Here is a 21,268-nt window from a genome sequence, read left to right on the forward strand (position 1 = left end):
AGCTCGACGGAGGAGCCAATGTCCGAACACGCCGCCGGGCACCACAAAATTGTCAGTGCCCGGTTCCACACTTGAAACATGGCACAACAAACAGCTCAAGCAAGCGCCCCACACCAGCAGGCTCCCGAGGACGCGTACGAATATCACGTCAGCTACTCGGACTCCCAGACCGGCCCTGTCAGGGTTGAGGAGTTCGCGGACCTCGCTGCCGCCGAACGCTTTGCCAGTCTCCAACTGCGCGATGCGGAATGCTGGGCGATCGTAGAGCGCGTGGACATCCACCATCACCTCCGCCTGGTGGCCTGAGTCCTACTCGGGCCGGTTGTGCGAGTGGCCGCCGTGCACGAACGGTGATGACACGCCCTCGTACTTCAACAGCATCATCATGCCTTCGGCCGCATGGTCCAGGTTGTGGCAGTGGTCCATCCAGATGCCCGGATTATTCGCATGGAGCAACACTTCCCACACTTCTCCCGGCAGCACGTCCACTGTGTCCAGGACCAAGGGGGAACCACTGGGCGCCACTCCGTTGCGGCTGAGTACCAGCACGTGGTGACCGTGCGGATGCATGGGATGCGGCTCGGCGGTCCGGTTCACGATGGTCACTTTCACAGTGTCACCCTCTGCGACCTCAATTGCCGGCACCAAGGGATACGCGGCGCCATTGACGGTGAAAGCGTAGCGGGGGACGCCATCTACAAAGCGAAATTGCCGGTCCAGCACCACAACCTCTTCGCGGGTCACGGGGTGTTGGGAGGAGGCCGCGGCCGTTGGTTTCCCGTAGGTCAGCAGATCCAGCTCCGGCGTTGTCGCGAACACAGCGGCCGGCGGCCTGTCCGGTAAAGATGCCGCTGACCCCGGCGGCGCAAGCGCGACGACGGCGCTGGTCGCAGCATCGGAGCGTAGCGTCACCGCCGCGTCCGGCATGGTGAAGGAAACATCCATGCGGCCGCCGGCTCCGAGGCGCAGCAGTTTCCCTGAAACGTCCTCCGGTTCATTCACCTCCGTTCCGTCGACCGCCACAACCTTGAACGACGTGCCGCCGAACAGATAGCGCTGTGGCAACGAATCAGTGTTGATGAGCCGCAGCCGGACCGTGGAGCCCGGCACCACGGCATGCTCACTGCTACGGTCTGAGGAGCCCAGCATCCCCAGACCGCTGAGGTCGTGCCCGGCCACCACGATGTCCGCGTCTGCGCGCGGCATGGTGGGATCGTGCACGACGAATGTGCCGTAGAGGCCTTTGCGGACGCCCTCGGCGGAGTCTTGATGCGTGTGGTACCAATAAGTGCCCGACTGCGCAGCCACGAAGCGGTACGTCATGGATTGCCCGGGCAAGACGGCGTCCTGCGTCGCTCCGGCCACTCCGTCCATGGCATTGGGAACGTCGTAGCCGTGCCAATGCAGCGTGACGCCAGGGACGATATCCCTGTTTTTCAGCTCAACCTCCACCACCTCACCGAGCTGGGCTTCAATGGCCGGCCCAGGGACGCTACCGAACGTCCAGGCCTCGACTGACTGCCCCGACGGCAGGGTCACCTGTTCCACCCGAGCCGTCAGTTCGTAGTGCCTGACCACCGCGTTCGCTGGAACATTCCCCACCAGGCTGGTCACCGGCGTCGGGTTTGCGACGGTTGCGGTGATGGCACCGTTGTGATGCCCGACGGCGGTAATCACCGCACCATCCGCGGCCCGGCTGCCCAGCCAGGCAAAGGTGCCCGAACCCAGGACGGTACAGGCCATGAGCCCGGCGACTGCTGCCGCGGTCGTCGGACGCCTGCGCCGGACGGGGCCGGCGAAACCTGTCACAGCACCCACGGAAACGACTGAGGTGGAGCTGGCCGAACTGACTGGGATCGAGCCGGTGGGAGTGGCTGGGCTGGGGTCGGGGGTCCTTCGCGCCGGACGGGGGAACACCACGAGTTTGGCCAGTAACACCGCTCCGCCGATGAGGAAGAGGAGCACCGCAATGGTCCACAGAGCCGGGAACGGGCCCAGGACGAATATCACCGCCAAGGAGCCAACTGCGGACGCCGCTGCGGCCACCATGCCGAGCACCGCCCATTCCCTGGTATGCCGGCCGGATGGGGCATGCACGTCGGTGCTCTGGGCGACACGCTCCGGACGCCTAACTTCCGGACGCGTGAAGCCGGTGTTCCGTCTCCTCAGCAAGTACGGAACACCGGCCATCGCGGCCCCAACCGCGGGGATGGCGGTCAAAGGCATGCTGATGGTTGCTCGTTCGCTGGCAAACCACCAACTGCCCGCCACCAAAGCGGGAAGCAATGCATAGCGCCCTGCCGTGGCTGCCAATGCGACAACCATGGCCAGCAGCGCCAGGTCGAGCCGGCGCAGCGACCCCACGGCTGGCGATTCGCCGGCCGAAGCGTCCGAAAACGCCGAACCCTTCGAACCCGACGAAGCCCCCGAACCTGTCGAACCCTCTGACCGGTTCAAAAGCTCCGAACGCTCCGAACCGTTCAGAATCTCTGTGTCATGAACCGGAACCATCGCGGCCAACCATGCGGCCGCGATCCAAGCACCAGCCGCAAGAATGGCCAGCACAAGATCCACCGCCAACAGCTGTGAAGTATTCACAGCCGCTGATGATCAGGCCGTGGAGGATGACGCTGAGGCATCCGATGCTGCAGCTTTCGGAGGCAAGGGCTGTGGGTTGAGGGCTGCCGCGCGTGCCCGGTTGAACAGCCAATAGGACATGAAGATGATCAGCAGTCCGGTCATCGGGTGGATCGAGGCCACCCATGAGCCGGACGGCGTAATGAAGTCTTCAGAGGAGCCCGTCAGCATGCCGCCGATGATGAAGATCATTAACTGGACCCAGGTCAGCAGGAAGATGCCGGCAGCGAGCCAGATGGTCCGCGAGCCCGCCCGTGCCAAGGCAGCGACAATGACAGCCAGCAGCGCGGCGTAGCGGAGGACGAACTGCCCGTTCATGACGTGCCAGACGCCCGCCTCACGCTGGGATTCGATGGTGTTCTGGAAGTGGAAGTAGCCAGCAAAGAACAGCTGGGCAAGCGAGGACAGCAGGATGATGGCCGCCAGGACCAGGAGAGTCTTACGCATAGGGAGTCCTCTGGCACGGTGTTCACAGATTCTTCAAGGCCTATGAACCGCCGGCTCCCTGGCTTCGGGTTACCCCCATGCCGACGGCTGGCCGCCGGGCTGCCTGGACCAGGGGCAGCCTTTGTGGGCGGAAAGCTTCTGTAGGAATCGTAAAGTCGCTGGAGAATAATAGCAAGGGGCCTGACGAACAAAGCCGCGGGCTAGACCTTGCCGACGTCTTTCGCGTCCATGATCCTGTACGCATAGCCCTGTTCGGCGAGGAACCGCTGGCGTTTGGCAGCGAAGTCCTGATCCAGCGTGTCACGGGCAACCAGTGAGTAGAAGCGCGCGGCACGTCCGTCCTGCTTCGGGCGAAGGAGACGGCCCAGACGCTGCGCTTCTTCCTGGCGGGAACCGAAGGATCCCGAGACCTGGATGGCTACTGACGCCTCCGGGAGGTCGATGGAGAAGTTCGCCACCTTGGACACCACCAAGGTGTGGATCTCGCCTTTGCGGAAGGCATCGAAGAGCCGTTGCCGAGCCTTGACCGTGGTCTCTCCCTTGATCAGTGGAGCGTCCAAGCGTTCGGCGATCTCGTCGAGCTGATCGATGTACTGGCCGATCACCAGCAGTTGTTCGCCTTTGTGTGCCGCGACGAGCTGCTCAACCAGTTGCGTCTTGGTCTCAGACGTCGCGCACAGCCTGTACTTGTCTGCGTCATCGGCCATGGCATAGGCCACGCGTTCGTCGCGGGGGAGATCCACGCGGACTTCAACGCAATCTGCCGGCGCGATGTACCCCTGTGCCTCGATGTCCTTCCACGGGGCGTCGTAGCGCTTGGGGCCGATCAGGCTGAAGACCTCGCCTTCGCGTCCGTCTTCACGAACCAGCGTTGCCGTGAGCCCGAGCCTTCGGCGGGCTTGGAGATCAGCGGTCATGCGGAAGATCGGGGCGGGCAGGAGATGGACCTCGTCGTAGATGATGAGTCCCCAGTCGTGCCCATCCACGAGTTCAAGGTGCGGGTAGAGACCACCGCGCTTGGTGGTCAGGACTTGATAGGTGGCAATGGTGACGGGCCGGACTTCCTTCACGGCACCGGAATATTCGCCGATCTCATCCTCGGTCAGCGAGGTCCGTTTGAGCAGTTCGTCTTTCCACTGCCGGGCTGACACCGTGTTCGTGACCAGGATCAAGGTGGTGGTGGACGACGTCGCCATGGCTGCCGCGCCGACCAGCGTCTTACCGGCACCACACGGAAGAACGACGACGCCGCTGCCGCCGGCCCAGAAGTTCTCGGTGGCCAACTTTTGGTACGGGCGCAGCTGCCAGCCGCTTTCGTTGAGCATGATGAGGTGTGGTTGGCCGTCGACGTAACCGGCGAGGTCCTCCGCGGGCCAACCGAGTTTGAGCAGGAGCTGCTTCAATTGTCCGCGTTGCGAGGAATGGACCACCACCGTTTCGCCGTCAATCCGTGGGCCCAGCAAGGGGGCGATCTTCTTGGCGCGGATGACTTCCTCGAGCACAGGGTAGTCGTCGGTGCGCATGACCAATCCGTGCTGGGGATCCTTTTCCAGTCGCAGCCGGCCGTAGCGGGACATGGTCTCTTCGATGTCGACCAGCAAGGAGTGCGGCACCGGGAATCGGGAGTACTTCAGCAGGGTGTCCAGTACCTGCTCGGCGTCGAGACCTGCGGCGCGGGCGTTCCACAGCCCCAGCGGCGTTAGCCGGTAGCTGTGCATGTGTTCCGGCGCTCGTTCCAGCTCCGCGAAAGCAGCAATGGCGTGCCGGGCCTCGGTGGCGAGCTCGTGATCTACTTCCAGCAGGATGGTCTTATCGCTTTGTACGATCAGGGGACCGTCGGTCACTCTTGATTCCTCACGTGCGCAGTTCTCCTGCTGGTTCGACGTCTATGATGCGGTGGATGGACAACACCCGTTCCGTTTCCTTGCCGGGATCGAAGACCCTGACACGTCCACCGGAGACACTCACTGGAACCACGGTTTCGGTGTTCGAATTCCCCAGGCTGTCTACGACGTTCATGGTCACGGGCTGTTTCAGCCGGATGGCCTTCTGGAGGGTTTCCAATCCCAGTTGCGTGGACGCTTCGCCCGTCACATCAGCCGGGACGCTGCGATGCTGCCGGAGGATGCCCAGCTGGGCTTCGACGTCGTCGTCCGGTGGCGCGGTCCTTGGAGCCGTGTAGACAGGGCGGGCGCTGCCAGGTACCGCCGTGGTCCGTTTGAAGCGAACGACGGCGGTCTCCGCCTCCTGCACGGAAGGCGACAATCCCAGCTCACGCAAAACACGCGCAGTCTCGCGTGGGCTGGCCGACGACGTCAGCACGGTGGGTGCGATCCGCACCAAGCTCAACGCAGAGGTTCCGGGCTCATGCAGGAGGTCGGCAATGGCGGATTCGTCATCGCTCTGGATGAAGCTGGCACTCGTCCCGATGCGCAGGCGGCCATGGCGGCTCGCCGTATCCTGCACGAGGTAGGCCAGCGGCTGCGGGACATCCGTGGCCGAGTGTTCCCGCAGAAAGGCCAACAGCGCTTCTGCGTCCTTTCCGGCGTCAAGTGCCCGCCGGATGGATTCGGCAGAGAACCGGTAGATGGACGCCGGCCCCTGGCCCTCCGCGTCGGCCATGAGGAGCAGCGTTTCGCTGAGCGCCGGCGCAAGGTAGCCGGGTGCCACGGCGGTGAGATCCGCTTGCAGGAGGATGTGGTTCACGGCGGCGGGCAGATGCTCGCCAAGAATGGTCAGTGCTTCCTCCGGCTGGCCGGCGGCGATGGCCGCACCCAGTTGCGTGAAGGCGCCGGAACCCATCAGGCCAAGCAACGTGGCTTCCTCGAGAATGCCGCGGACCAGCGAGCTGAAGCGTCGGGACATCCGCGGCTGCGTCCACTCAGCCCGCTGCAGCACGGCAGTCGCATCAAGGACGGGCGCCTTGCCGTCTGTCGCCCCGGCCTCGATGGTGAGCTCGTCCAGAATTTCCAGGATTCGACGGCGGACCACCGGCGCGTCTGGCCGCTGGGCTTCGGCGGACAACGCGTTAATGGTGGTTCCGGCAGCGCCTTGATGGGCTGCCGACGCAGAGGCCGGTCCGGTCAGTGGCTGGCCCACGAGCGAGGGAGCACGTTCACTGGCGAGCCAGGCGTTGACCAGCCAGAGCCATTGCTCCTGCCGCGGCAGGGCGAGCCATTCAAGTGACGGGGGCTGGACCCAGGTGGAACTATCCACGTCCAGTCGCAGCAGGCCGGACAGGGCGCAGAGCTCAAGCAGGATCGCGGTTTCGTGGACTCCGCACCTCATGGCCTCGGCGAGCCGGCGGAGTTCGCGGACTCCCACGCCGCCGCTGCGCAATGTTGCCAAGGGCTGCTCACGTACCGCGAACAGGAGTTCCCCGGTCAACCGCAGCGTCTCGGCGATGGCACCCATGGCGGCGTTGCGTCGCAGGGCAGCACTCGTGTGACCGAGCTCGGGCACGGGCGGTTTCAAGGTGAAATCGTCCACGATTGCCCCGCCGCGCAGGGCAATGCCCACGCTGTGGGGAAGCTCGACGTGGCCGGCATCCAGGGGAACCAGAAGCCCCCTCGCCAAAAGCCAATCAACGGGCCCAACATCGGCGCTCTCGTGCGTCACTGAGGCCCGGCGTTGTGCCTGGGGGACAGCGCCCATGGCCCAGCTGCCGAATTTGTCCAACAGACCCCGGGTTCGTTCCGGCGCCGCAGCCAGAATCTCGCGGAGGCCCTCCGGACTGGACGTCCACCGCTGCAGGGAAAGGGCGGCGTCCATGGGGGTGCTGGCGGGATGGACCCCGAGACCGAAGTGGTGGAGCTCGCTGACCAACTGCACCACGCGCTGGGCGAAGGCCGGCTGGAGCCGGACCAGTTCGGTGTAGCTCCGTCCCAGGCCGGCAGGGTAGATGCCAATGACGTCCTTGAGGCTGCCCACGGGAAGGTAGAAGCGTTGTCGCGAGGTGGAGGTTGGCGTCCCGGCGGGCGGGTCCGCCCGGTGCACCAGTGCCAGCATTTGGAGCTTGGCCAGGATCGGGTCCAACGCCGAGAGGGTGGACCCGGCGACCACCTTTTTCAAGCCCGCGGCAGAAACGCTGTGGCCGGTATCTGCGTTGGTACACAGGTGCAGGGTTTCCAGAACCTGCATCTCGGGCTTGTTCAGCCGTTCCAGGGCCCTTTGCACGCTGACACGGGCGCTGGCCCGCGCCGCCAAAGCTGCAAAGTCAGGAGCTACCGGCGATATCAGGTCCGGTCGCGCGGCAAAAAGGGCCCGCAGCGAATCGTCGCTGCGCGCTTCCAGGTCCTTGCTGAGCGCGCGAATAAGGGACATCAATCCAACGTTACCGCCACCGGGGTAATCATGGCTGTTCCGGGGATGGTGGTCCTACTGGCGTCGTCGCTGCCGGATGGCGTCGAGCACCAGAACTGCCCCCAACATGAAGGCCACAGGCAACCCGTAAAGAGCCGTGGAGGTGATCCACACCGGGGCCGCGTCGCCTGTGGAGGCGATGGCGATGACCGTGCCGACGGCGGCCAGGGACAAGATGGCAATGGCGGCGGCGACAATCATGAGGGGACGGCGGTAGCCCGGGGAAGTCATGCCAATAACGCTAGCAGCAGCCCTTGTCACGGATACGCCGGAACTGTCTGCGGAGTTGGCCGCCCGGTGTCGGTTGCTCTACGCGAACGCCCTAAAGCGGGAATAGGGGGTCCGGCAGGATAACCTTGGAGGAACAGACCAACACGGACCGGGCTGCCACCCTCGATCCCGCAGAAACCTGTGGATGCGGTGACGGCCCGACGTGTCTCCCAAGCAAGAACGAAGAAGGTTGATTACGTGCCCACCGGCAAGGTCAAGTGGTATGACAAGGAAAAAGGCTTCGGATTCCTCGCGGCCGAAGACGGCCAGGAAGTATTCCTGCCCAAGACGTCGCTCCCCGCGGGCGTAACGGAACTCAAGGCCGGTACCCGCGTGGAGTTCGGCGTTGCCGATGGCCGCCGCGGTGCCCAGGCGCTCGGACTGCGCGTCCTGGAAAAGACGCCGTCCATCGCCAAGGCCAAGCGCATGAACGCCAAGGACCTGGCGCCCTTGGTGCAGGACCTCGTCACGGTCCTCGACAACCTGTCAGGTACGTTGTCTTCAGGAAAGTATCCCGAAGGCAACAAGGCCAAGGCTATTGGCATGGCCCTGCGCAAGGTTGCCGACGAGCTGGAAGCCTAGGAACTGTCATGACATCGGAATCCGCACAGGATACGCAGGCCGGAAGGGACGCCCAGGCAAGTCCTGGGGACGCGACTGCCGCTGCCCAGGCTCCTGGAACCGGGGTCGCCCCCGCGCGGAAGCCCGCCGCGGCCAAGCCGCGTGCCGGCGTCCCGGTGTGGCGCACCGGCAAGCCGGACGCCTTCCTGGCTGACGCCGTCGACGTCGCACGAACAGCAGTTGAAGGCATCGCGAACCCCGGTGAAGTGGGCCCGCACATTGGGGCCCGCTCGGAGGGCGACCGCGTGGTCACGCACCTCTTCGAGTCACGGCTCGGCGGTTACCTGGGCTGGCAGTGGTATGCCGTGGTGACCCGCAACTCCCGGTCCAAGATTGTGACTGTGAGTGAACTCGGCCTCTTGCCGTCGGAGGATTCCATCCTGGCACCGGAATGGGTGCCGTGGGCCAAGCGTGTCCGGCCCGAGGACGAGACGCCCTTGGTGGAAGAAACCGTGGGGGAAGTCACCGAGGAAGCAGTGCAGGCTGAAGAGGACGACGCAGCGGAAGCTGACTCCGAAGAGTCTGACGAAGCTGATGACGCCGAGGGCCCCGACGACGATTCTGACGACTCCGACGAAACCGGGGCTGAATAAGCGTTGCGGGACGACGGGGTGAACACATCGAAGGTGGACAGTGATGTCCACCTTTAGATCCCTCGGAATCCTCAACTACCGCATCTGGTTCTTCGGTGCCCTGGTATCCAACATCGGCACGTGGATGCAGCGCACAGCGCAGGACTGGCTGGTCTTTGACCACCTGACAGACCACGACGCCGGCGCGATGGGAATAACGCTCGCCCTCCAACTGGGTCCCCAGCTCTTTCTGGCTCCATGGGCCGGATTGCTGGCCGACCGCTACAGCCGAAGAAACCTGATCTTCCTCACGGTCTCTGCCATGGGACTGCTCAGCGCGGGTCTCGGTCTCCTGGTGTTGGCCGGCGCTGCCGAGCTGTGGCATGTCTACATCTTTGCCCTGCTTCTCGGGATCGTCTCGGCCCTGGACGCGCCGGTCCGGCAGACGTTCGTCTCCGAGCTCGTTAAGGACGACTACCTCTCCAACGCAGTCGCGCTCAACAGCGCGTCCTTCAACGTGGCACGCATGATCGGTCCTGCCGTTTCCGGTGTGTTGACGGTGGTGGTGGGACCCGGCTGGGTCTTCCTCATCAACACCCTGTCCTTCGCGGGAATGGTCTGGGCTCTGATCCTTATCCCAGTCTCATCCCTTCGATCCCAGCCGCGCGCAGCGGCCGGGAAGGGGCGTATCCGGGAAGGCCTCCGCTATGTCCGCAACCGGCCGGACATCCAGGTAGTCATGGCCGCCATCTTCATTGTGGGGACGTTCGGGCTGAACTTCCCGCTCTTCATCGCCGCTATGGTGGGCACCCAGTTCGGCATGGACGCCGGCGCGTTTGGACTCTTGAACTCCGTGATGGCCGTTGGATCCGTGACGGGAGCGCTCCTTTCGGCCCGGCGCGGGCGACCCCGGCTGAGACTGATCTTCCTGGCCGCCGGAGGGTTCGGTGTGGCCAGCGCCCTGGCCGCGCTTGCTCCCAACGCCGTTCTGTTCGGCATGGCCCTGGTGCCCTGCGGCTTGTTCGCGCTCACTGTCATCACGAGTGCCAACGGCTACGTGCAGTCCACCACAGAGCCTGTCATGCGCGGCCGCGTGATGTCGCTGTACATGGCCATTTTCATGGGCGGAACACCCATCGGAGCCCCTCTGGTGGGTTGGGTTGCCAACGCCGGCGGGCCACGATGGGCCGTGGGCGTTGCAGCGGTGTCCGGCGTCAGCGCCGCCGTCGTGGGTTTGATCTGGATTATCAGGGCCAAGCAGCTGCGGCTCCGCTTCGACCGACGCGCGCGCGGGATGCGGTACTTCCGCGTTGAGTCGTTGCTGGCACGGAACCCGGAGGAAGAGGACGACGACGACGGTTCCCGCCGCGTGACCTAGCGGCAGCCTCTGCAGCCCATGGGGCAGCGCTTTTTTTGGGGGGAAGCGCTTAAAAGCGTCAGCGCCGCCCGGGAAGAATTCCCGGACGACGCCGACCCAGCCGTTCGCGCGGAAAACCGCGCGTGGTGGTTACTTCTTCAGTTCGCCCACGACGTAGTCGATGCTGGCAAGCAGGGCAGAAACGTCGTCCGGCTCGATGGCGACGAACGTTGCGATGCGCAGCTGGTTGCGGCCGAGCTTGCGGTACGGCTCGGTGTCCACGACGCCGTTGGCCCGCAGTACCTTGGCGATGGCCGCCGCGTCAATCGAGTCGTCGAAGTCGATGGTGGCAATGACGTTGGAGCGTTCCTCTGCTTTGGCGACGAACGGTGTGGCGTACTCGGAGGCTTCCGCCCAGGAGTAAATGCGGCTCGCGGAATCGGCGGTCCGCTTGCTGGCGAAATCCAGGCCACCGTTGCTGTTGAGCCACTGAACCTGTGCGTCAAGGGTTACCAGCGTGGACAGCGACGGCGTGTTGTAGGTCTGGTTCAGGCGGGAGTTGTCGATCGCAGTCTGGAGGTCCAGGAAGTCCGGGATCCAGCGGTCGCTTGCCTTGATGCGGGCAGCGCGCTCGATCGCGGCGGGGGAGAAGAGGCCCAACCACAGACCGCCGTCGGATGCAAAGTTCTTCTGCGGGGCGAAGTAGTAGACGTCGGACTCAGCCACGTCCACGTCCAGGCCACCTGCAGCCGAGGTAGCGTCCACCAAGACGAGCGAAGCTTCATCCGCACCCTGGACGCGCTTCACGGGAGCGGCCACGCCCGTGGACGTCTCGTTCTGGGGCCAGGCGTAAACGTCCACACCGGCCTCAGCCTGGGCTGCGGGACGGGTGCCCGGCTCGGACTTGATGATGGAGGAAGCGTCCAGGAACGGGGCCTTGTTGGTGGCTGCAGCAAACTTGGAACCGAATTCACCAAAGGACAGGTGCTGGGCCTTCTTCTCAACCAGCCCGAAGCTTGCGATGTCCCAGAATGCTGTTGAGCCGCCGACGCCGAGCACCACTTCGTAGCCTTCCGGGGCGCGGAAGAACTGGCTGAGGCCCTCGCGGACCGAGCCCACCAGGTTCTTGACGGGTGCCTGGCGGTGGGAAGTGCCCAGGATGGTTGCCGATGCTGCGGACAGCGCCTCGACCTGTTCCGGGCGGACCTTGGACGGTCCTGCGCCGAAGCGTCCGTCCTTGGGCAGCAAGTCGGCGGGAATAGTGATGCTGGCGTCGCTCACGTGTGGCTCCAATGTGAAGTAGCGGTCGAGATGGGTCGTGGCAGGTGGCATCGGCTGCCCCTTCGACTCCCCAATTCTGCCTGACTGTGTGCGTACGCGGATACCTGTCCTTGTCATAGTCCGCCACGTGGAACGCCGAGGCCGCTCCGGTAATGAAAATTATCCGGAGTAATTCCAAATAAGCTAGGCTTGGGGTTGGCGTTCCAGAGGTTGCGGCTCCAAGCCGTTTGGCCTTGACCGGGACGTTGTACGGTGGAGATTACGCAAGAACTGCGTTCGAGGAGAGCTGAGCTGGATGACGGATCTGATCGATACCACTGAGATGTATCTTCGGACCATTTTGGAGTTGGAAGAAGAGAACATCGTGGCTCTTCGCGCACGTATCGCGGAGCGTCTCCGCCACTCCGGCCCCACGGTTTCCCAGACCATCGGCCGCATGGAGCGCGATGGCCTGGTGGTGGTCTCCAATGACCGTCACCTCGAACTCACCGAGTCCGGCCGCAAGCGGGCAACCGAGGTCATGCGTAAGCACCGCCTCGCCGAGCGACTGCTCGCCGACGTCATCGGCCTGGACTGGGCCTACGTGCACGACGAAGCCTGCCGCTGGGAACACGTGATGAGTGAGCGCGTTGAGCGCAGGCTTTACGAGCTGCTGGAACACCCCACCGAATCGCCATACGGCAACCCGATTCCCGGACTGGAAGCCCTCGGCGGCAGCCCCAGCCAGCCATTCTCGCGCGGTGTGGTCAACCTCATCGACGCCATGGACAACTATGCTGCGGATTCCAAGGTCATGGTCAGTCGTCTCGCGGAGCCCATCCAGGTGGAGCCTGAACTGCTGACCCAGCTGGATGAGGGCGGAATCCGTCCAGGCGCACCGGTGTCCCTTGAGCGAGTGGGGGAGTACATCTCCGTTCGCGTACCCGGCATCGAGGGTGCCCTTGAGCTGCCTCCCGAGGTAGCCGCGCACGTCTTCGTTACGGTCAGCTGACCACCCTTTCGTCCCTGCGGAACACGCTGCCCGGCGGGTACGTGGTCCATCTCACTGTGCCCTTTTGCGGGCGTGTGACCTGCGGTTTTGACCAAAGAGTGATAAGGGCCTTCGCCAACACGGTTGTTTTGGAAGATAACGAATTTATTACTGCGGGGCTTAATCGCCTATAGTTATCTACTAACGCCGATACCAAAGCGTTACCTGATCTGGAGCCGAGCTCTGCCAGCGGATCGGGTGTGTTATCCACCACTGGCAGAGGCGGGGGAACCACAAGCGGCTGTCTAAAGAAGCAGCCTTGGGGTGAAGTCCGCAGCAGAAGTGCCCACTATCGCAGTTCCTTTCGGGGATACCTGTGTGCCGTGAGCGCTTCGTGCGGACCGGGTCTTTGAACTCTCTGACCCGAATCCGACAGCTAACTTCGCAGGCTTTCCAGAGAGGAACAGAGTTTGACATCGCAGAACGTCAGGGGCCGCCGCCGCGCGTCCGGCCCCGCTGCTGAGCTGCGGCCAGCCCGCGTAGTAACGGAAACCCGGCCGCGCGACACCCACCGTGAGGTGCGCCGCCGTAAGAGCCCGATGCGCCAGGTAGCCGACTTCGCCGCAGCCAGTGGCGTCGGGCAGAAAGCCGGTGTTGCGCTTGCCGCCACCGGACTTGCCCTGACTGTCGGTCTGCCGGCCACAAGCCCGGTCATGGCCACGTCGGAATCCGGCCAGACGACGTCGGCCTTGTCGGTCGCCGGAGGCAGCCAGCCCGAGGTTTCCGCAGAAGCAAGCGCCAAGATTGACTTCAGCCGTGCAGCGGTCGCTACCAAGGCAGACCCGGACGGCAAGCTCAAGCAGCTGCTGAGCGCCCAGTCCGCAGGCAGCATCCAGCGCGCGTCCTCCCTTGGCACCCTTGGTAGCCCTCTGGACACGCTGGTCACGGCATCGCCCTTCGGCTACCGCGTCAGCCCCCTGACTGGCGGAACCGGCGACTTCCACCGCGGCCAGGATTTCGTTGCCCAGTGCGGCACTGCCGTGCACGCCGCTGCGGCCGGCAAGGTCACCTTCGCGGGCTGGCACGCCTACGGCGGAGGCAATCGCGTAGTGGTGGACCATGGCAATGGCCTGGAAACCACGTATAACCACCTGTCGTCCTTCACAGTCAAGGTTGGCCAAACGGTCAACCGCGGAGACACTGTAGCCCTCAGCGGCACCACAGGCGCTTCCACGGGGTGCCATCTGCACTTCGAGGTCCAGGTCAACGGCGAAGTTGTAGACCCCATGGGCTGGCTCTAACAGTCAGCTGATGGTTGACTATCGCATCGAGGACACACCCCGTGACCTGAATGTGACATTCAGCCCCAACTGTTGTACCGTCTAAAGCGCATCGGCTTTTTAGGGGGCCGGTGCACTTGGGTGGATTGCCTAGCTCTGCCACCACTCAAGATCCGTTCGCATAAATCGTCTGGCAGGGGCGGGGGAACCACTTCTGGTCTTCGCAAGAAGGCCTTGGGGTTAAGTCGCAAAGCTTCTTAGGAAGCAGCGTGGCCGGATGACTCCCATCCGAATCCGACAGCTCACCTCGCAGGCATTGGGAGAGGCTACCTTCGTGTCTTCACGCACTACCCCTGCGCGCCACCGCGCCCAAACGGTTCACCCGCTGAACACTCTTTCCAAGGCTGTTTCCACCAATGCCGGCACCGTAGGCCGCCAGGCCGCCGTTCTGGCCGCAGCCTCGGGTCTCGTCCTCAGCGTTGGCCTGCCAGCCCAAGCGGCTGACACGGACGTCTCCAAGTCGGAAGCCTCAAGCACCCAGCAGCTGGTTGTTACCGCAGAGCCCACGGCAACCGTTTCCTTCGAGAGCCCCGTCGTGGCCACCAAGGAAGCCCCCAAAGTTGTCCAGCGCGCTTCCCAGCGCACCCAGGATGCAGCCACCGGCACTCTGACGGCCCAGTCCTCCAAGACCGGCGATGCAGCTTCCAGCGCCGCAGCATCCGGTCTTGCCGCAATTGCGTACACCGGCATCGGCCACCCGTACGTATGGGGCGGCACGTCCCCCAACGGCTGGGACTGCTCCGGGTTCACGCAGTGGGTCTACGCCCAGGCCGGCATCAGCATCCCGCGCGTCAATGCCTGGACGGCCATGACGCCCACCAGCACGCCTGCGCCCGGCGACCTTGTCATGCAGAACGGCGGAGCCCACGTTGGCATCTACGTCGGCAACGGCATGATGATCAGCGCACTGAACCCCAGCCAGGGCACGCTCCTGCATTCTGTAGCCTCCACCGGCTCGTCTTCGTTCTACACCCTCCGCTAGAAAAATCCCGTTCGGGGTACGCCAGCATGCCCCCCAAGTGCTGGCTCGCCCAAGAACCGCACGTCGCCCCAACCGATGTGCGGAAACGAAAGTGAGTAATCATGACCAGTGCAAACCTTGCACGGCATCGCGCTGAGGCCCCCAAGACCAGCTCCCTTGCCGTCATTGCCAAAGCTGTCAGCGACAACGCCGGTGGCGTTGGCCGCCAGGCAGCCGTCATCGCAGCAGCTTCCGGCCTGGTCTTGACCAGCGGTGTCGCAGCCCATGCGGCCGATGCGAACGTTCAGCGGGAGTCCACCTCCACGTCCACGCTGGAAGTCCAGACAGTCGCGCAGGCAACCATTGCTGCCGACTCCACAGTCTCCATCTCCTATGAGCGCCCGGTTGTCTCCACCGTAGAGGCCCCTGCGCCCGTAGCGGAGAAGGCGCCTGCCAAGGAAACCGCCACGGCAAAGACGACGTCGGGAGCCACCGGCGGCGCGAATGTTGCGGTCAGCACCGCGGCAACGGGCGCGAAGGCTCCTGCCGCGTCCTCCGGCACCGGCGCAGCAATCGCTGCTGCCGCGTACGCTCAGCTCGGCGTCACCCAGGACTGCACCATGCTGGTGACCAACTCCCTGGCAGCTGTCGGTATCAACTTCCACGACTGGCCCGCAGGCTACCTCTCCCTTGGTCGCACGGTCAGCGCCGCTGAGGCCCAGCCGGGCGACCTCGCGTACTACGCCAATGGTGGCTACGGTGGAATGGCCCACATTGCGGTCTACGTCGGCAACGGCATGGCAGTGCACGGCGGATGGAACGGATCCACCACTGCACTCTTCAGCGTGAACGTTGGTTCCGGCCCCGTTTTCATCCGCGTCGGCGGCTGACCAACAACTCCAACAGAACACCCCGCAGGCATGTGCCGCGGGGTGTTCTGCTTTTAACACGCCGAATGTGCCCGAACGTGCCGAATGTGCTGGAAGGCGCCGGGCCATCAGTGTTCTGCCGGGAAGACCGCAGGCGACGGCATCAAGTGTCCTCCACGTGAACTTTGGCCGACACTGCACCGGAAACGACAGAAAAATTCGTTGATACGGCATGTGAATGCTTACTCTTATGGTGTCGATCCACAGCCCGTACATGCAGAGGGCAGCCGGCCCTCGTGCCCCTGACGGGTGCGGCCGTGAAGAGGTACGTGCATGCGCACACTCGTTCTGAATGCTGGATATGAACCGCTGGCGGTAGTCACCTTCCGCCGGGCGCTGGTCCTTGTGCTGACTGGGAAAGCTAGCGTAGTGGCCGAAGGCGACGAGCCTGTCGTCGGGCCACAGGAGATCCTCGGAAGACCTTCCGTGATCCTCCTCAATCGCTACATCCGTCCCCGGTACAACAGGATCACTGCCGTGAGCCGACGCGGAGTTCTTCGCCGCGACGGCCATCGCTGCGCCTACTGCGGGAAAACAGCGCACACCATTGACCACGTCCACCCCAAATCCAGGGGCGGCGCGGATTCCTGGGAAAACCTGGTGGCGGCCTGCTTGCGGTGTAACAACGCCAAGAGCGACCATACGCCCGCCGAGATGGGCTGGAAACTTCGTTTCACGCCCGCGGTGCCCACAGGAACCATGTGGCAGATCAAGGAACTCGAGAAACCTGCGCCGGACTGGGACCCGTTCCTCTTGCCGGAATCCGCTGCCTGATCGATTTCCGCCGTGCTCCCTTCATCCCGGTAATCTGGGCAGATGGAGTTCGACGCCGTGATCCTGGCGGGTGGCCGGTCCACCCGCCTCGGTGGCGTGCCCAAGGCCGGGTTGAAGTACGACGGCGCCACCCTCCTGACGCATGCCTTGCAGTCGGCGCGGGTTGCTGTTGCCGTGGTGGTGGTTGGGCCCGACGCCCCGGCTCTTCCGGCCGGCGTGCTCACGGCGCGGGAGGAACCTGCCTTTGCCGGTCCGGCGGCCGCCATCGCTGCTGGATTAGTGGCCTTGCGCACCCGCCCCACACGTTCGCCATGGACCCTGGTTCTCGCCTGTGACATGCCACGTGCCGCGGCAGGCGTCGCCGCGCTCGTTGAAGAACTGGCGCCGCTTGTGGAGCAGCTCCCGCCGAGGGAAGAAGGTCCTGCGGTATTCGGAGGGGGCTCTGAGGTAGAGGGGGCCATGGCGGTTTCAGCGGATGGGCGGAGCCAGCCACTCTTGGGGATCTACAGCACTGCGGCTTTGGAACGCGAAGTTGCCGTAGCTTCCGCCGGATCCGGGTTAACGAACTCCTCCGTCTTCCGGCTGCTTGCTAGGCTGAAGCTGCTGGCCGTTTCCGTGCCAGGCGGTTCCACGGACGACGTCGACACGTGGGACGATGCCGCGGCATTGGGCATAGACAGTGACAGCTGAGCGAACAAAGTGGAGGCGGACATGAAGAGCCAGGAAGAGACGCTCGAGGAATGGTGCCGCACGCTGTTGCAGGCCTTCGAGCTCGAAGACGTAGATGTGGACATCAATGAGATCCTCGCAGTGGCGGGAGTCGCCGCCCACTCCGTGGTTCGCCCTGCCGCTCCGCTGACAACCTTTATTGCCGGTTTCGCGGCCGGGATGGCATCAGGTACGGGCCAAGCCAACGATGCAACGTCCATGGGCGCCGCACTGAAGCTTGCCCGCGAATTGGCCAAACAGTACTCCGAGCCAGCCGGCACGGAACCAGCGAAAGCCGCGGATCCGGCACACGGGACCGACGCCGAATGACGGAGGCCCCCGGACAGGGCCACCACGCGGCACACACTTGGCATGAGGCCCGGCAGCGCGCCTTTGAGGTCGCTGCTCCTATCCCTGCAGGCCAGGTGCCGCTCAAGGCAGCCCTTGGCCGTACTCTGGCTTCCGATGCCGTGGCAGTGCAGGACATGCCCCACTATGCATCGTCCGCGATGGACGGCTGGGCCGTGAATGGCAGCGGTCCATGGATACTGAGCGAGCCAGGCCAGAGGCTGGCACCCCATCAGGCCAGTGCGATTGTGACCGGGGGGCTCGTTCCTCCCGGCGCGAAAGCGGTTCTGCGGAGCGAAAGCGGTGTCATCACCACGGACGACGACGGGCTGCCGGTGCTTGCGCTTGGCGGCACCGCGAAGCCGGGTGAGCCGCGCAACGGCCAGCACATCAGGAAAGCAGCCGAGGAGGCTGCATCGGGCGATGTCCTGGTCAAAGCCGGGACCGTCTTGAACCCCGCGCACATCGCCCTCGCCGCGCTTGCTGGCTTGGATGAACTGGAAGTCCTGGGGAAGCCACTGGTGAAGTTCGTCATGACGGGCGGGGAAGTAGTGGCCGAAGGTGTGCCTGCGCCGGGCCAGGTCCGGGACACTTTTGGCCCTCAGTTGGGCGCCGTTGTTGAACTGCTGGGCGGCATCGCTGGCGAGCACCTGAAAGTAGGTGACACCTACGCCGATTGGTTTGCCGCGTTGCAGGACGCGGAGCCGGTTCCCGGTGAAACACCAACCGGGATCGAGCCGCCGGCCGACGTCGTCATTACCACCGGAGGAACGGGACGTTCCGGAACTGACCATTTCCGCAGGGCCGTGGCAGAACTCGGCGGCCGCTTGCTGATAGACGGCATAGCCATGCGCCCGGGCCATCCGGCAGTCTTGGCTGAGTTGCCCGACGGCCGGTTCGTCCTAGGCCTGCCGGGGAACCCTCTGGCCGCGATGATGGCCTTGTTCACCGTCGGTGCACCCCTGTTGGCCGCGCTGGGCCACCGCGCCCTGGACGACGTCGGCGAGGTTCCTTGCGGTTCCATGATCGACGCCGATCCCGGCCGCACCCGCCTGATGCCGTTCAAACTGGTGTACGGGTTGGCTTCACCGGCCCAACACGCCGGCCCGGGAATGATGCGCGGCCTGGCCGGCGCGGACGGCGTGATGGTAGTGCCCCCGCACGGAGTCCAAATGGGCGAAATGGTTCCGGCGTTCCCACTGCCCTGGGGCAAACCGCTCCCGGCGCCGAAACCGGTTGACGACAAGCCAAAGAAGGCGCCCGCGCGCCAACAAAAGAAGGCGCCTGCTGGTCCGGTGGACTGGAGCGGGCTCGACGGCTGACCTTGCGGATGGACGCAGGTGGCCAGCGGGTGTTCCGGCTTGCAATGATGGACTCATGAACAGGCATGCTCCAGAACAGGACATCAACGAAGATGACCTGCAAGTCCACCCGCCCAAACGAGCTGCAGCTGGTGTCAAAGCCGTCACCGTTGCCCTCGAAAGGGGCTATGCCCAGGCAGGCGTAGCCCGCACGGTGCGCTCCATGCTCCGGGTCAATCAGCACGACGGCTTCGACTGCCCGGGGTGTGCGTGGCCGGAATCCATCACGGGCAGGCGCAGCCCTGCGGAGTTCTGCGAGAACGGCGCCAAGGCAATCGCCGAGGAAAGCACTACCCGTACGGTTGGCGCAGAATTCTGGGCGCGGTATTCCATTGCAGACCTTGAGGACAAGACCGAGTACTGGTTGGGGAGCCAGGGCCGGATCGCCGAGCCGGTGGTCATCAAGCCCGGCGACACGCACTATTCACCTATCAGTTGGACCGAGGCGTTCGCCCTGATCGGTGAGCACATCAATGCCAGCACGCCCGATCGGTGTGTCTTCTATACGTCAGGCCGGACGGCCAACGAGACCGCCTTCATGTACCAGCTGTTTGCGCGGAGCCTGGGTACGAACAACCTGCCTGACTGTTCCAACATGTGCCACGAGTCCTCCGGCAGCGCACTCAATCCGACCATCGGCATCGGCAAGGGGACCGTCTCCCTGGAGGACATCCACCACGCAGAGCTGGTGTTGGTGGTGGGCCAGAACCCTGGAACCAACCACCCCCGCATGCTTTCCGCCCTCCGTGACTGCAAGAACAATGGCGGAAAGATCGTGGCCGTCAACCCTCTTCCCGAGGCCGGGCTGCTGAACTTCAAGGATCCGCAGTCGCTCAACGGCGTCATCGGCGGCGGCACCACTATCGCTGACGAATTCCTGCAGATCAAGGTCGGTGGCGACCTCGCGCTGTTCCAGGCGCTGGGCCACCTGCTCCTGGAAGAAGAGAAGCGGAACCCGGGTACCGTCGTCGACCATTCCTTCATTGAGAAGCAGACCGATGGATTCGCCGCCTATGCCCAGGCCCGTTCCGTGCTGGACTGGGCCGAGACCGAACGCGCCACGGGACTCACGCGCGCGGAAATCGAGAAGGTGGCCGGCATGATGGCGGCGTCCAAGGCCTCCATTATTTGTTGGGCACTAGGCCTGACGCAGCAGCCGCACTCCGTGGACACACTGCGCGAAATCATCAACCTGCTACTGCTCCAGGGCAATTTCGGCAAGCGTGGAGCCGGCGCGTGTCCGGTCCGTGGCCACTCCAATGTCCAAGGTGACCGCACCATGGGGATCTGGGAGAAACCGCGCGAACCCTTCCTGGCCGCGCTGGATGAAGAATTTGGTTTCAGGATGCCCCGCGAGCACGGCTATGACGCAGTGGAAACCCAGCATGCCCTGGAAAACGGCGACGTGGATGTGTTCGTGTCCATGGGTGGAAACTTCGCTGCTGCGGGTTCGGACACTGTGGCGTTGGAAGCAGGCCTCAGGAACGCGGGCATGACCGTCCACATCTCCACCAAGCCCAACCGGGCGCATGTGGTGCACGGCAAGACGTCCCTGATCCTGCCCACCTTGGGACGCACGGACACTGACGACAAGCACCCCAAGGGCAAGCAGTTCCTGTCCGTGGAGGACTCCATGTCTGTCATCCACAAAACGCAGGGCCGGCTGACGCCGGTTTCGGAGCACCTGTTGAGCGAGCCGGTGATTGTGGCACGCATGGCGCAAGCCACGCTGGGAGACGACCACAGCGTGGACTGGCGGGCCATGGCTGAAGACTATGACGTGATCCGGGACCACATCTCCCGCGTCATTCCCGGGTTCGAGAAGTTCAACGAACGCGTCCGCAGCAAGAACGGATTCGTGCTGCCCAACCCGCCACGTGACACCCGTACGTTCGCCACGGACATTGGCAAGGCGAGGTTCTCGGTGAGCCCGCTCGAGTACCTCGAAGCACCTGAGGGCCACCTCATCCTGCAGACCGTTCGCAGCCACGACCAGTACAACACCACGTTCTACGGCCTCGATGACCGGTACCGTGGCGTCTCCGATGGCCGCAGGGTGATCCTGGTGCATGAGGACGACATCCGCAGCCTGGGCTTCCAGGACAGGGAGCTGGTGGATGTGGTGTCCACCTTCGCGGGGACCGAGCGGCGGGCCAATCGGTTCCGGCTCATCGCCTACCCCACGGCCAAGGGCTGCGCGGCGGCGTACTTCCCCGAGGCAAACGCGCTGGTTCACCGCGAACTCGTGGCGCGTGAATCCAATACACCCGGCTACAAGGCCATGACAGTGCGGTTCGTCAAGCACCACACTGAAGAGGAGAGCTGATCCT

General features: G+C 64.2%; 19 protein-coding genes and 2 riboswitches. Of the genes, 13 read left to right on the forward strand and 6 right to left on the reverse strand.

The features are described from left to right. Positions 1-78: 78 nt before the first annotated feature. The gene (locus ACIQC5_RS04340) at positions 79-306 is read left to right on the forward strand and encodes a hypothetical protein (RefSeq protein WP_400278735.1); all 228 of its coding nucleotides are present in this window, start codon (positions 79-81) and stop codon (positions 304-306) included. Positions 307-309: 3 nt separating this feature from the next. Here the strand turns inward: ACIQC5_RS04340 and ACIQC5_RS04345 are convergent, their stop codons facing one another. The 5 genes from ACIQC5_RS04345 to ACIQC5_RS04365 form a co-directional block, all read right to left on the reverse strand. Beyond that, on the reverse strand, positions 310-2,598 hold the full coding sequence (locus tag ACIQC5_RS04345; protein WP_400278737.1) for a multicopper oxidase family protein: 2,289 nt from the start codon (positions 2,596-2,598) through the stop codon (positions 310-312). Positions 2,599-2,610: 12 nt separating this feature from the next. Further along, on the reverse strand, positions 2,611-3,084 hold the full coding sequence (locus ACIQC5_RS04350; protein WP_400278739.1) for a hypothetical protein: 474 nt from the start codon (positions 3,082-3,084) through the stop codon (positions 2,611-2,613). A 200-nt stretch (positions 3,085-3,284) separates the two neighbouring features. Beyond that, entirely contained in the window at positions 3,285-4,928 is a 1,644-nt protein-coding gene (locus tag ACIQC5_RS04355) for a DNA repair helicase XPB (protein WP_400278741.1), read from the reverse strand. Positions 4,929-4,938: 10 nt separating this feature from the next. After that, positions 4,939-7,407, reverse strand: coding sequence for a helicase-associated domain-containing protein (locus ACIQC5_RS04360; RefSeq protein WP_400278743.1), 2,469 nt, complete (start codon positions 7,405-7,407; stop codon positions 4,939-4,941). Positions 7,408-7,461: 54 nt separating this feature from the next. Beyond that, positions 7,462-7,677, reverse strand: coding sequence for a hypothetical protein (locus ACIQC5_RS04365; protein ID WP_400278745.1), 216 nt, complete (start codon positions 7,675-7,677; stop codon positions 7,462-7,464). Between the two features lie 237 nt (positions 7,678-7,914). Here ACIQC5_RS04365 and ACIQC5_RS04370 point away from each other — a divergent pair, with 237 nt between their 5' ends. From ACIQC5_RS04370 to ACIQC5_RS04380, 3 genes are read left to right on the forward strand one after another with little or no spacing between them, the layout of a single operon-like run. After that, positions 7,915-8,298 carry a cold-shock protein gene (locus ACIQC5_RS04370; protein ID WP_400278746.1) on the forward strand — a complete coding sequence of 128 codons (384 nt, stop codon included), beginning with the start codon at positions 7,915-7,917 and terminating at the stop codon, positions 8,296-8,298. 8 nt (positions 8,299-8,306) lie between these two features. Next, on the forward strand, positions 8,307-8,930 hold the full coding sequence (locus tag ACIQC5_RS04375) for a DUF3027 domain-containing protein (RefSeq protein WP_400278747.1): 624 nt from the start codon (positions 8,307-8,309) through the stop codon (positions 8,928-8,930). Between the two features lie 43 nt (positions 8,931-8,973). Then, complete coding sequence (locus ACIQC5_RS04380; protein WP_400278748.1) at positions 8,974-10,287, forward strand: MFS transporter; 1,314 nt, start codon at positions 8,974-8,976, stop codon at positions 10,285-10,287. A gap of 129 nt (positions 10,288-10,416) precedes the next feature. Here ACIQC5_RS04380 and serC read toward each other — a convergent pair whose 3' ends face one another. After that, a complete protein-coding gene (gene serC / locus ACIQC5_RS04385; protein WP_400278749.1) occupies positions 10,417-11,547 on the reverse strand; it encodes a phosphoserine transaminase in 1,131 nt (376 codons plus the stop codon). Positions 11,548-11,842: 295 nt separating this feature from the next. Between serC and ACIQC5_RS04390 the strand changes: the two genes are divergently transcribed. The 9 genes from ACIQC5_RS04390 to ACIQC5_RS04430 all read left to right on the forward strand — a co-directional run bounded on the left by ACIQC5_RS04390 (position 11,843) and on the right by ACIQC5_RS04430 (position 21,264). Then, positions 11,843-12,538: a metal-dependent transcriptional regulator gene (locus ACIQC5_RS04390; RefSeq protein ID WP_400278751.1), complete on the forward strand. Its 696-nt coding sequence runs from the start codon at positions 11,843-11,845 to the stop codon at positions 12,536-12,538. A 203-nt stretch (positions 12,539-12,741) separates the two neighbouring features. Further along, positions 12,742-12,983, forward strand: a riboswitch (cyclic di-AMP (ydaO/yuaA leader). Between the two features lie 4 nt (positions 12,984-12,987). Next, positions 12,988-13,818 carry a M23 family metallopeptidase gene (locus ACIQC5_RS04395; RefSeq protein ID WP_400278753.1) on the forward strand — a complete coding sequence of 277 codons (831 nt, stop codon included), beginning with the start codon at positions 12,988-12,990 and terminating at the stop codon, positions 13,816-13,818. A 140-nt stretch (positions 13,819-13,958) separates the two neighbouring features. After that, positions 13,959-14,127: riboswitch (cyclic di-AMP (ydaO/yuaA leader) on the forward strand. Positions 14,128-14,131: 4 nt separating this feature from the next. Beyond that, positions 14,132-14,839, forward strand: a complete 708-nt coding sequence (locus ACIQC5_RS04400) for a C40 family peptidase (protein ID WP_400278755.1) — start codon at positions 14,132-14,134, stop codon at positions 14,837-14,839. Between the two features lie 101 nt (positions 14,840-14,940). After that, on the forward strand, positions 14,941-15,708 hold the full coding sequence (locus tag ACIQC5_RS04405; protein WP_400278756.1) for an NlpC/P60 family protein: 768 nt from the start codon (positions 14,941-14,943) through the stop codon (positions 15,706-15,708). Positions 15,709-16,020: 312 nt separating this feature from the next. Then, positions 16,021-16,521, forward strand: a complete 501-nt coding sequence (locus ACIQC5_RS04410) for an HNH endonuclease (RefSeq protein WP_400278758.1) — start codon at positions 16,021-16,023, stop codon at positions 16,519-16,521. 42 nt (positions 16,522-16,563) lie between these two features. Then, the gene (locus tag ACIQC5_RS04415; protein ID WP_400278760.1) at positions 16,564-17,211 is read left to right on the forward strand and encodes a molybdenum cofactor guanylyltransferase; all 648 of its coding nucleotides are present in this window, start codon (positions 16,564-16,566) and stop codon (positions 17,209-17,211) included. 21 nt (positions 17,212-17,232) lie between these two features. Continuing rightward, the gene (locus ACIQC5_RS04420) at positions 17,233-17,559 is read left to right on the forward strand and encodes a DUF6457 domain-containing protein (RefSeq protein ID WP_400278762.1); all 327 of its coding nucleotides are present in this window, start codon (positions 17,233-17,235) and stop codon (positions 17,557-17,559) included. Continuing rightward, complete coding sequence (locus ACIQC5_RS04425; RefSeq protein ID WP_400278764.1) at positions 17,556-18,899, forward strand: molybdopterin molybdotransferase MoeA; 1,344 nt, start codon at positions 17,556-17,558, stop codon at positions 18,897-18,899. Before ACIQC5_RS04420 ends, ACIQC5_RS04425 begins: the two co-directional genes overlap by 4 nt. A gap of 55 nt (positions 18,900-18,954) precedes the next feature. Then, the gene (locus ACIQC5_RS04430) at positions 18,955-21,264 is read left to right on the forward strand and encodes an FdhF/YdeP family oxidoreductase (protein ID WP_400278765.1); all 2,310 of its coding nucleotides are present in this window, start codon (positions 18,955-18,957) and stop codon (positions 21,262-21,264) included. Positions 21,265-21,268 lie beyond the last annotated feature (4 nt).

This window comes from Paenarthrobacter sp. NPDC092416 (assembly GCF_044755025.1).
Lineage (GTDB): Bacteria > Actinomycetota > Actinomycetes > Actinomycetales > Micrococcaceae > Arthrobacter.